The sequence below is a fragment of the Variovorax sp. YR752 genome (genome assembly GCF_943372545.1).
Window position 1 is genome coordinate 1 of record NZ_CALRZC010000257.1, and the last position, 11,193, is coordinate 11,193.

Below are 11,193 nucleotides of genomic sequence, written 5' to 3' on the forward strand. Positions count from 1 at the left end.
AAGCAGGACGTCGACTACTCGTTCCTCTTTGCCCGCGCCGACGGCGACCAACTCGCCCAGATCGGCAAGCTCCTCGAGACGCAGCGCATCCGGCCGGTGATCGACAGGGTGTTTCCTTTCGAGCAGGCCAAGGATGCACTGGACTACCTCGCCCAGGGACGAGCCAAGGGCAAGGTCGTCGTGCAGATGCGATAGCTGCCATCGAACAACGCGCGGGCGGAACACGCCATGTCACACACCCCCACAAGCACCGCTCTCGAAGCCGCCTCGTCCAGGAAGCACCATGTCCAAGCCCCGCCCGCCTGAGATCAACCTTCTGGCTCAGCCTTTGCGTCTTCCCAATGGTGGCGTGCTGCGCAATCGCCTGGCCAAGGCCTCGATGAGCGAGACGCTGGGCACCTACGACAACCATGCGACGCCCAAGCTCGTCGCGTTGTACCGACGTTGGGCGGCGTCAGGCATCGGCTTGCTGCTCACGGGCAATGTCATGATCGACCGGCGCGCACTGGGCGAGCCCGGCAATGTCGTGATCGAGGACGAGGCTGATCTGCCCATCCTGCGGCAATGGGCGCGCGCAGCAAGCGACCAGGGCGCGGCACTGTGGGTGCAGCTCAACCACCCCGGAAAGCAGTCGCCCAAGGGGTTGAATGCCAGCAACGTGGCGCCGTCCGCCATCCCGTTCCGCGAGGACATGGCGGCTTTCTTCGAGACCCCGCGCGAAGCCACTACCGCCGAGATCCAGGACATCATCCAGCGCTTCGGCCGCAGCGCGGCCATCTGCAAGGAGGCCGGCTTCAGCGGCGTGCAGATCCACGGTGCACACGGCTATCTCGTCAGCCAGTTCCTCTCACCGCATCACAACCAACGCACCGACGAATGGGGTGGCAGCCCGGAGAACCGGCGCCGCTTCGTGATGGCTGTCTACGCCGAGGTCCGCCGCCAGGTGGGTGCCGATTTTGCGGTGGGCATCAAGCTCAACTCGGCCGACTTCCAGCGCGGTGGCTTCACCGAAGAGGAGTCGATGGCCACCATCCAGGCACTCGCCGACGCCGGCATCGACCTGATCGAGATCTCGGGCGGCACCTACGAAGCGCCCGCGATGAGTGGTGCCTTCCAGCCAGCGCAGAAGGCGACGACGGTGGCGCGCGAAGCGTACTTCCTCGAGTTCGCGGAGAAGGTGCGCACGGCCGTGCGCGTGCCCCTGATGGTCACGGGCGGCTTCCGGACCGCTGAGGGCATGAATGCCGCGTTGCGTTCCGGTGCGCTCGACATCGTCGGCCTGGCGCGGCTGCTGGCCATCGACCCCGACGCCCCTGCCGCCTTGCTGCAAGGCCGCGACAGCCCGCAGCGTGTGCGGCCGATCACCACCGGGATCAAGCCTGTGGATCGCATGGGGCTCATGGAAGTCCTCTGGTACACGCGACAGCTCAGGCGCATCGCCGAGGGCGGCAACCCGCGTGCCAACGAAAGCGGCCTGGCTGCCTTCCTCAAGTCCCTGGTATCGACTCAATGGGGAACCTACAAGACCCGGCGCCTGCGAGCCTGAGTCGGCAACGGCCGCCATTCACCCACCATCCATCAAAGCGAAAACCTGAAAGCCCCTGCCATGCGCCACTCACTGAAAACCATCGCCCTGACGTCCGCCCTGGCCGCCCTGCCACTGCTGTCGTTCACATCCGCCGCGAGTGCTCAGCAATCCGGAGCCACGATGGCGAGCCCGCCACCTGCCGAGCAAGCGCAGGCTGCCCGTTGGGCGAACGTGCCAACCCAATCCATCACGGCCGGCGGCGTGGACTTCGCGTACCGCGAGCTGGGCAAGCATCATGGCGGCACACCGGTCGTGCTGCTGGTCCACCTGGCCGCCGTGCTGGACAACTGGGACCCGCGGATCGTCGACGGTCTCGCTGCGAAGCATCACGTCATCGCGTTCGACAACCGCGGCGTGGGCGCGTCGAGCGGATCACCGTGGAATTCGATGGAGCAGATGGCTGACGATGCCATCGCCTTCATCAAGGCCAAGGGCTTCAAGCAGGTGGACCTCTTCGGCTTCTCGATGGGCGGGATGGTCGCCCAGGAAGTCGTGCTGAAGGATCCGCAGCTCGTGCGCAAGATGATTCTTGCGGGAACCGGGCCTGCCGGTGGCGAAGGCATCAGCACCGTGGCCGGCGTGACCTTCTACGACATCCTGCGCGGCCTCTTCACCGGTCAGGATGCGAAGCAGTTCCTGTTCTTCACCCGAACGCCCGGCGGCATCGAGGCCGGCAAGGCGTTCCTGGAGCGCCTGAAGGAACGGTCGCAGAACCGTGACACGGAGATCACCGTGAGCGCGTTGTTCGCCCAACTGGAAGCCTTGCGCAGCTGGGGTCTGAAGGCACCGGCGAATCTGTCGGTCGTCAAGCAGCCCGTGCTGGTGGCCAACGGCGATGCCGACCGCATGGTGCCGACGACGAACACACACGACCTGGCTCGGCGCCTGCCCAACAGCACGCTGATCGTCTACCCCGACTCCGGCCATGGCGCCATCTTCCAGTTCCACGCCGACTTCGTGCCCAAGGCACTCGAGTTCCTGGCGCGATAGACCCTCCGCAGGAAGAACACGTCATGACCGACACCCACCTCACCGCCCCCACCCGCTTCGTCGACGTCGACGGCGACAGATTCGCCTATCGCCGCTGGGGCAACAGCACAACCGATCAGCCGCCGCTGTTCTTTCTTCAGCACTTCCGCGGCGGCATGGACCACTGGGACCCGCTCATGACGGATGGCCTGGCTGCCGGGCGCGAGGTGATCCTGTACAACGGCCGCGGTGTCGCGTCCTCCTCCGGCAAGCCGCGCACGCGCATCGAACACATGGCCGACGACGCGGCTGCGGTGATCCGTGCACTGGGTCTTCGCAAGGTCGACGTGCTGGGCTTCTCGCTCGGCGGCTATCAGGCGCAGGACCTGACGCGACGCCACCCTGATCTGGTGCGCAAGCTGATGCTGCTGGGCACCGGGCCGCGCGGTGGCAACCCTGATTCGGACCCCGGCGTGCTGGAACGGGCGCCACGGCCGGTTCCTACGGTGGATGACTTCCTGTTCCTGTTCTTCGGCCGCTCCGAGGCTGCGCAGCAGGCCGGGCGCGACTTCTGGCAACGCCGTCACCAGCGGGCGGACCAGGACCCGCCGAGTTCGCCTGAAGTGATCCAGGCCCAGATCGAATCGAACATGCACTACCTTCCGAAGCTGGACCCCAAGGATCCATTCGCGCATCTTCGCGAGATCAAGCAACCGACCTTCATCCTCAACGGCGTGGACGACGTGATGATCCCGACCATCAATTCCTGGTCCATGGCGCAGAACATCCCGAATGCGCAGCTGTTCGTCTACCCGGATGCCGGCCACGCCGCGCAGTTTCAGTACCCCGGGCGCTTCCTGAAGCACGCGATCCAGTTTCTCGGCGAGTGATGATCATGCTGAAGTTCAAGTTCCTGCTGTGGATGATGCCCAGGCTTCTGCAAAGAGCCGTCAACACCAAGCCCGCCTGCGCGAAGTACGTGGCTGGCAAGACCCTGGAGTTCCAGATTCAGACGCTCGACAAGGTCGGGCGTCACTTCCGCATCCAGCACGGCAAAGTGACGTCCTTTGCCGGCCTGACCAAGACGCCGAAGTTCACGCTGACCTTCAGGAATGCGGACAGGGGCTTCAAGATCCTGTCTGCCAAGGATGGCAAGGAGGCCTTCCTGGCCGCCCTGCACGACGAGGACCTGTTCATCAGCGGCGACTTTGTCGAGGTGCTGTGGTTTCAGGGATTCACGGAGTACCTGCAACCCGGCAAGTAGGTCGTGCCGCTCGACCGCCTGGCGAGCCTGCTGGGTGCCAGGCCCTAGCCTCCTGCCTTGAAGACGCTCAGCAAAGCTTCGCCGGTGGCGACCAGCTTTTCTTCCTGCGACGCGACAGCGAAGAGTTCACAGGCCGTGAAGACCTGCGTCTTGCCCGCCCTGACGACCCTCGCCCGCGCGATGAAGTGCTCGCCCTGGGCCGGCCGCAGGCAGTTCACCGAGAAGTGCGCGGCCAGCACGCCGGGGCCGGCGACCGTCACGGCCGCAAAGCCGCAGGCGGTGTCGATCAGGGTCCCGATCAGCCCGGCGTGGAGGAAGCCGCTGTATTGCCCGAACTCGGCTCGCCAGGGCAGGATGAGTTCGACCTGCCCCGCTGATGCGGACTTCACCTCCAACCCACACCAGCGATTGAACGCGGCTGATTGATTGATGACGCGCAGTTGTGCGTGTACGTCTTGAACGTTCGTCATGGTGTCGCTCCTGCGCTGATCAAGGCCACATCAAAGGCTCAGGCGTGAAGCGCCGGGTCGTCGGTGTAGCCCTTCTCACCCGGCGTGTAGAAGGTGGTCCGAGTGGTCCAGCACATGGGCGTACATCAGGCCGAGTTGGGACAGTTCCGTGGTCAGCGCCAGATACTTGAGGAACTGCTCCAGCAGGTAGCCGTTGGCGGCGTGCAGTTCGACGCCGTCGAAGCCGGCCTCCATCGCCAGGCGGGCTGCCTGAACGTACTCACCCACGGCGGCCGCGATGTCGGCGGGCGTCATCGCGTGGGGCGACGTGTGCGGCTGGCTGCCTTGCGCATCGGTCCACATCTCACACGGGCAGGGTTCCACCGACGGCCCGAGCACCTCGGCACCGGCTGGCAGGTTGGCCCTTCAGCGCATTGGCGGTGTCGTCGTGGACCGCACGGCTGCGCGTCAGCGGCGACATCACCAGGCGGTTGGCCAGCTGGACCTTGCGCAGCTGGAAGGGTTCGAAGAGCACGGGGTGTCCTTGGAGTGATGGCCGATTGCCAGGTGGTGGCAGGCGGCGCGGGCCAGGCCTTGGCCTGGCCGCGTGCCTCAGGCCGATTGCGGCAGGTAGCTGGGGACGGGCGCAGTCATCCCCTGCTTGATCTGCTGCGTGAGCGCATCGGCCAGCACCTCGTGCTGCCCGGCCTCCAGCCCGTCGAGTGCACGGCTGACGATGTCGTCGGGGCTCGACTTCGGCGCGTCCAGGCCCCGCGTGAGGTCGGTGTCGACATAGGCCATGTGCAAGCCCAGCACCTGCGTGCGTTGTGCCGCCAACTCATGGCGCAGGGCATTGGTGAGCGACCACGCAGCGGCCTTGCTGGCCGAGTAGGCAGCGAGCTCTCCGCCGTTGACCCAGGACGCGATCGACAGCACGTTGAGCAGGCCACCGCCACCGTTGGCCTTGAGCACGGGGGCGAAGGCCTGGCTCACGCGCAGCATGGCAAAGAAGTTCGTCTCGAACAGGCGCCGCGTGGTGTCTTCGCTGTCGGCCAGCATGAAGCCGCCGGGCTGCGCGATGCCAGCGTTGTTGATCAGCAGCGTCACATCCGCCGCCTGCCGGGCGGCCGCCTGCACGTCGGCCGGCTGGTTGACGTCGAGCCGCAGCGCCTGCACCCCGGGCAAGGTCACGCTGGAAGGGTCACGCGCACCGGCGTACACCTTGCGCGCGCCGCGGGCCAGCAAGGCGCGGCAGAAGGCCAGGCCGATGCCGCGATTGGCGCCGGTGACGAGGACGGTGGCATTTTCAATGTTCATGGGGGTTCCTGACAGTGGAGAGAGGTCATGGGCTCGCGGCCGATCAGCGCACGGCCACCACCACCTTGCCCTTGGCGCGGCCGCCTTCGACGTGCGCCAGGGCTTCGTTGGTGGACTCGAACGGGTAGACCTTGTCGATCACCGGGTGGATCGCTCCCGCTTCGACCAGGCGGGTGATCTCACGCAGCTGCTTGCCTTCCGCACGCATGAAGAGAAAGCGGTAGTCGACGCCGCGGCTGCGCGCCTGGCGCCTGACGCCCATGCTGAGCAGCCACAGCGCCGCCCGCAGCATGGCCGGCGCAGCGATCTGCCGGCCGAAGGCCGGGTCCGGCGGACCGGAGATGGAGATCAGCTTGCCGCCGGGCTTGAGCACCCGCAGGGATTTCGTCAGTGTCTTGCCGTCCTGGCTGTTCAGGACCACATCCTGGTCGCGCAGCACACCCTCGAAGTCCTGCGTCTTGTAGTCGATGACGATGTCTGCGCCCAGGCGCCTGACCATGTCCACGTTGGCCGAGCTGGTGGTGGTGGCGACACGGGCACCGCGCTGCTTGGCGAGCTGGATCGCAAAGGTGCCCACACCGCCCGAACCGGCCTGGACGAAGACGCTCTGCCCCCGCTTCAAGGCGGCCATTTCCACCAGCGCCTGCCACGCCGTCAGGGCCACCAGCGGCAGCGAGGCCGCCTCGGCCATGGTCAGCGTCGTCGGCTTGAGCGCCAGGGACGACTCCTTGACCGGAACGAATTCGGCAAAGCTGCCGATGCGGAAATCATCAGCCCGCGCGTAGACCTCGTCACCGACCTTGAACTGCCGCACCCGCGCGCCGACCTTCACCACCACGCCGGCGACATCGTGGCCGAGCACGAGTGGCATGCCATAGCGCAGGATCAGCTTGAACTCGCCGCTCCTGATCTTGGCGTCGAGCAGGTTCACGCCGGCAGCGTGTACCTCCACCAGTGCCTCGTCGTCGCGCAACTCGGGCACGGGTACCTCGGTCAGTTGCAGCGCGCGCTGCTTGCCGTATCGGTCGAGCACGAAGGCTTTCATGCCGGTACCTCGGTGGACAAACGATCCGTCGACCGGCATACCCTGATTTGCATGATGTTCATCATATGTTTGTGCGAACGCGAGTGGCGATGGTGTGGATCAACCCTGCGCGGGAACAAGATGGGCCAGCGTGGCCTGGCAGATGGCGTCCGACAGGCCCGTTTCGTCGACGGCGCGGGCAAGCACCACGGCCCCGACCATGGTGGCCACGGTGACGAGCGCTTGCTCGTGGGCGCCCGGTTGCCCCCAGTCGGGCGACTGGCGTGCCACCAGGTCGACCATCTCCTTGATGCGGCGCGTGGCTGCGCGCCGGACCTCGGGCGCCTGGCGCGGCATCTCGGAGCCCAGCGCGGCTACCGGGCAACCGAACTCGGGATGGGCGATATGAGCCTGGGACAGATAGGCGCGCAACATGGCCGCCAAGGCCTGCGCGGGCGGCGCTTTGGCGACCGCATCGGCCGCCGCCGCCATCGACTCTGCACCGGCTCGGTCCGCGGCTTCGGCCAGCATGGCATCGCGTGACGCGAAGTGGGCGTAGAACGCCCCATGGGTGAGGCCGGCCTGCTTCATGATGTCGGCCACGCCGGTGCCGTCGTAGCCGGTCTTGCGGATCGCGCGTGCGGCCACCGCCACAATGCGCTCGTGCGACGCCTCCTTGGCAGCGGCCTTCGCGTTGGGTCTTGCCTGTCGCATGATGTTCATCATACAACTTGGACGGCAAGCGTGGCAAGGCTCGTCACCGCGTCGTCGGCAGCCCCTCGTGGCCCCAGCGCGTGACCCGCACGGCAAGCGCTGCTGCCAACCCGAACACGGCCATGCCCAGGGCGACCAGCGCGAAGACGGTCCAGGGCTCGGCCGATGTCTGCAGCAGCGTCCAGCCACCGATCGCCACGACCAGCAGCCGCAAGGTGCCAGCCAGCACCAGCCCCCCGACCTTGCCCGCGCCCAGCGCCGAGAAATACAGACTCAGGCCCAGCCCGAACAAGCCATAGACCGGCCCGGCCCAGAGGAAGTACAGCGCGGCCGATGCCTGCACGGCGGGGTCGCGCGTGAACAGGTCCACCCACAGCCCCGGCGCCAGCGCCGCGACCCCGCCCAGCAGGCCCAGCGTGGCCGTGGCAAGCAGCGCCGCAATCCACGCGACACGTTTGGCACGCGCCACCAGGCCAGCGCCGATGGCCATGCCCACCAGCGGCACCGACGCCACGCCGATGGCAAAGCTGATCGGTATGAGCAGGAACTCGAGCCGCGCGCCGATGCCATAGCCTGCCAGTGCCGTGGGCCCGAACTGCGCCACCAGTCGCGTGAGGATCAGCACCGTCAGCACCGTCTGCAGCGGTGAGATGCAGGCCAGCGCCCCCACCTTCAGGATGTCGCTCAGCAAGCCCCGCTGCAGCGGCGTGGCGCGAACCGCCAGGCTGAGCCTGGAGCGGCCGCTTTGCAGGTACCAGAACAGAAAGGCGGCGCCCGCGCTGAAGGCGATGACCTGCCCCGCCGCCACGCCGGCCATGCCGAGGCGAGGAAACGGCCCCCAGCCCAGGCCGAGCGTCCCGCCGATCAGCACCTGGGCGAGCGAGACCAGCAGGAAGGTCGCGGACGGCACCAGCATGTTGCCGGCGCCACGCAGCACCGAGGCGAAGGTGTTCATCAGCCAGACGCCGATCGAGCCGCAGAACGCCACGTTCGAATAGGCGATGGCCTGCGCCAGCGCCTCGCCGCGGCCACCCAGGCCGGCATAGATCGCCGGCCCCCAGGCCAGCATCAGCAGACCGTTCAAGCCGCCGGCGGCCAGGCCGATCCACAGCGCATGCACCGCCAGCGCGTTAGCACGCTCGGGCGCACCTGCGCCCAGCGCCCGGCTGATGGCGGCCGCCACGCCGCCGCCCATCGCGCCGCCAGACAGCATCATCTGCAGCATGACCATCGGGAACACCAGGGCCATGCCGGCCAGCGACGGCACGCCGAAACTACCGACATAGGCCGTCTCGGCCACGGTGGCCAGCGCAGTGGCCAGCATCGCCACCATGTTGGGCAGCGCAAAGCGCAGCAGCGCCGGCAGGATGGGTGCCGTCAGCAGCGATGGCGCGGGGGCTTGGCGCGGCATTGGGGACGGGGGAACAGCCGTGGCCGTCATGCGCCGCCCGCCTGCAACTGCACGTGCTGTGGATGGGGTTGGCGCGTCATCAAGCCGGGTCGTTGTGGTTCAGCGCCAGCAGGCGGTCGCGCACCGACTTCAGCAGCGTGTCGGACTTCTTCGGATCGGTCTGCACCCGTGCCAGCAGCACGGCGCCGACCATGGCGCTCACCGCCAGCATGGCGTCGCCTTCGTCCTGGCGATCCATCGAATTCGCCAGCTGCGCGACGAAGTCGTCGAGGTGCGCCGACATGACTTCGCGTGAAGCTGTGTCCGCGCGAGCAACGTCCGATGCCAGCGCCGCGATGGCGCAGCCGCTGGTGCGCGCATCCCGGTGCGCACGGCTGACGTAGCCCTTCACCCGCGTCTCGTAGCTGCGCGGGGCATCACCAGGCTTCGTGCCGGCGGTGGCAGACCTGGCGCCTTCGACCAGGGCCCGCTCCAGCGCCTGCGCCAGCAGGTCGGACCGGGAGGCGAAGTGGTTGTAGAAGCCGCCGTGCGTCAGGTTCACGCTGCGCATCAGCTTGCCGACGCTGACCGACTCCAGGCCCGTATCGCGCACCGCATCGGCCGCCTGGCGCAGGATGCGCTCGCGGCTGTGCGCCTTGTCGGCTTGTGAATGTCCCATGGTGGCTCTTGGCGTGTTGACCGTCTGGATTGTGATCATCATACTGCAGCATGATGGTCGTCATCCTGATGGCCCAAAGCGGACACCGAGGCCATGGACGCCAGCATCGACACGCCAAACACCGCGCCACTCACCTGGCACAAGTCGGCCTGCAACCTCTGCTACATCAACTGCGGCGTCGAGCTGGGCGTCAGCGGAGACGGCGCTGCACAGCGCATCGTCAAGGTGCGCGGCGACGCCGACAACCCGCGCTCGCAGGGCTACCTGTGCAACAAGGCCCAGGCCATCCCCAGCTATGTGCACCACCGTGACCGCCTGAGCACGCCGCTGCGCCGGCGCGCCGACGGCAGCCACGAGGCGATCGACTGGGACACCGCGGTCCGCGAGATCGCCGAGCGCCTGGGTGCGGTGGTGGCCGCCCACGGCGGCAAGACGGTGGCGGCCTTCGGCGGCGGCGGCCAGGGCAACCATGCGGGCGGCAGCTATGCCTTCGGCTTCCTGCGGGCGCTCGGGTCGCGCACGGTGTTCAACGCGCTGTCGCAGGAGAAGACCGGCGACTTCTGGCTCAACGGCCACCTCTTCGGCTCGCAGATGTGCCACACCGCCGAGGACATCCATCACTGCGACCTGCTGCTGGTGCTGGGCGCCAACCCGCGTCTGGCGCATGGCTTCACCAATGCGCGCGACCAGCTCAACGGACTGCGCAAGGACCCGCAGCGCAAGCTGATCGTGGTCGACCCCCGGCGCACGGAGACGGCCGAGATGGCCGACCTGCACATCGCCCTGCGGCCCGGCACAGACGCCTTCCTGCTCGGCGCGCTGCTGGCCGAGCTGATGCGCCGCCAGGCCTTCGACGAGGCCTTCCTGGCCGCGCACGCGGTGGGCGTGGACGAGGTGAAGGCGGCGCTGGCCGCGGTGCCCGTGGCCGAGTGGCTGGCGGCGGCCGACGTCGGTGCCGACGCCTTCGCGCAGCTGGTGCAGATGGTCATCGACGCCAAGGCCATGGTGGTGCGGGTGGAGCTCGGCATCCAGCAGGGGCTGAACTCGACGCTGAACTCCTACCTGGAGAAGCTGCTGTACCTGATGACCGGCCACTTCAGCCGCCCTGGCACGCACGGCCTGCACAGCTGGCTGGCGCCGCTGTGGGGCAACACGCCGGGCGCACGCCACTTCGCCACCCAGGCCGAGGTGATCTGCGGCCTGCTGTCGCCCAACGTGTTCCCCGATGCGGTGCTCAGCGACCACCCCGACCGCCTGCGCGTGTTGTGGGTGGACAGCGCCAACCCGGTGAACACCGCCGCCGACACCGCCCGCGTGCTGCAGGCGATGGCCGCGCTGGACCTGATGGTGGTGGTCGACGTGGCCTACACCGAGACCGCGGCGCAGGCCGACTACGTGCTGCCGGCGTCGTCGACCTTCGAGAAGTGCGAGTTCACGCTGTTCAACTTCGAGCTGCCGACCAACTACTTCCATGTGCGCGCGCCGGTGCTGCCGCCGCTGCCGGGCACGCTGCCCGAGCCCGAGATCTACGGCCGGCTGGCGCGCGCGATGGGCCTGATGGCCGATGACGCGGTGCTGGCTGCGCTGCGTGCGTCGGCCGGGGACCCCGTCCGCTTCGGCGCGGCGTTCGCCGGGGCGGCCGCGGCCGACAGGAACGTCGGCAAGCTGGCCGGCCAGGTGCTGTACGAGACCTTGGGGCCAGCCCTGCCAGACGGCACCGCGGCGGCCGCACCACTGTGGCAGGCCTGTCACCGCCTCGCGCGGCTGCGGCCGCAGGCCGTGCGCCAGGCGCTGCTGGC

Annotated in this window: 12 protein-coding genes and 1 pseudogene; 6 read left to right on the plus strand and 7 right to left on the minus strand. The window is 67.9% G+C overall.

Going from position 1 to position 11,193, the window contains the following annotated elements; translation table 11 throughout:
• The 5 genes from AAG801_RS35760 to AAG801_RS35780 form a co-directional block, all read left to right on the plus strand.
• Positions 1-195: zinc-binding dehydrogenase (locus tag AAG801_RS35760; protein WP_341892687.1), on the plus strand; the 195-nt coding region annotated here is incomplete at its 5' end.
• An 88-nt stretch (positions 196-283) separates the two neighbouring features.
• A complete protein-coding gene (locus tag AAG801_RS35765) occupies positions 284-1,546 on the plus strand; it encodes an NADH:flavin oxidoreductase/NADH oxidase family protein (RefSeq protein WP_341892688.1) in 1,263 nt (420 codons plus the stop codon).
• Between the two features lie 60 nt (positions 1,547-1,606).
• Complete coding sequence (locus AAG801_RS35770; RefSeq protein WP_341892689.1) at positions 1,607-2,578, plus strand: alpha/beta hydrolase; 972 nt, start codon at positions 1,607-1,609, stop codon at positions 2,576-2,578.
• Positions 2,579-2,601: 23 nt separating this feature from the next.
• Positions 2,602-3,447: an alpha/beta hydrolase gene (locus tag AAG801_RS35775; protein ID WP_341892690.1), complete on the plus strand. Its 846-nt coding sequence runs from the start codon at positions 2,602-2,604 to the stop codon at positions 3,445-3,447.
• 5 nt (positions 3,448-3,452) lie between these two features.
• Positions 3,453-3,821 (plus strand): helicase, encoded by a 369-nt coding sequence (locus AAG801_RS35780; protein ID WP_341892691.1) that lies wholly within the window; start codon positions 3,453-3,455, stop codon positions 3,819-3,821.
• Between the two features lie 44 nt (positions 3,822-3,865).
• Here AAG801_RS35780 and AAG801_RS35785 read toward each other — a convergent pair whose 3' ends face one another.
• The 7 genes and pseudogenes from AAG801_RS35785 to AAG801_RS35815 form a co-directional block, all read right to left on the minus strand.
• Positions 3,866-4,291, minus strand: a complete 426-nt coding sequence (locus tag AAG801_RS35785; RefSeq protein WP_341892692.1) for a PaaI family thioesterase — start codon at positions 4,289-4,291, stop codon at positions 3,866-3,868.
• Between the two features lie 99 nt (positions 4,292-4,390).
• Positions 4,391-4,805 (minus strand): annotated as a pseudogene (locus AAG801_RS35790) (hypothetical protein); the annotation flags it as partial.
• A gap of 77 nt (positions 4,806-4,882) precedes the next feature.
• Positions 4,883-5,587, minus strand: a complete 705-nt coding sequence (locus tag AAG801_RS35795; RefSeq protein ID WP_341892693.1) for an SDR family oxidoreductase — start codon at positions 5,585-5,587, stop codon at positions 4,883-4,885.
• Positions 5,588-5,630: 43 nt separating this feature from the next.
• Entirely contained in the window at positions 5,631-6,632 is a 1,002-nt protein-coding gene (locus AAG801_RS35800; RefSeq protein ID WP_341892694.1) for an NADP-dependent oxidoreductase, read from the minus strand.
• A 99-nt stretch (positions 6,633-6,731) separates the two neighbouring features.
• Positions 6,732-7,337, minus strand: a complete 606-nt coding sequence (locus tag AAG801_RS35805; protein ID WP_341892695.1) for a TetR/AcrR family transcriptional regulator — start codon at positions 7,335-7,337, stop codon at positions 6,732-6,734.
• Between the two features lie 31 nt (positions 7,338-7,368).
• Complete coding sequence (locus AAG801_RS35810; protein ID WP_341892696.1) at positions 7,369-8,736, minus strand: MATE family efflux transporter; 1,368 nt, start codon at positions 8,734-8,736, stop codon at positions 7,369-7,371.
• 79 nt (positions 8,737-8,815) lie between these two features.
• Positions 8,816-9,394 carry a TetR/AcrR family transcriptional regulator gene (locus AAG801_RS35815; RefSeq protein ID WP_341892697.1) on the minus strand — a complete coding sequence of 193 codons (579 nt, stop codon included), beginning with the start codon at positions 9,392-9,394 and terminating at the stop codon, positions 8,816-8,818.
• Positions 9,395-9,487: 93 nt separating this feature from the next.
• On the opposite strand from AAG801_RS35815, the gene AAG801_RS35820 reads away from it, so the two are divergent.
• Positions 9,488-11,193 (plus strand): molybdopterin-dependent oxidoreductase (locus AAG801_RS35820; protein WP_341892698.1); only part of this gene is annotated, 1,706 nt, incomplete at its 3' end.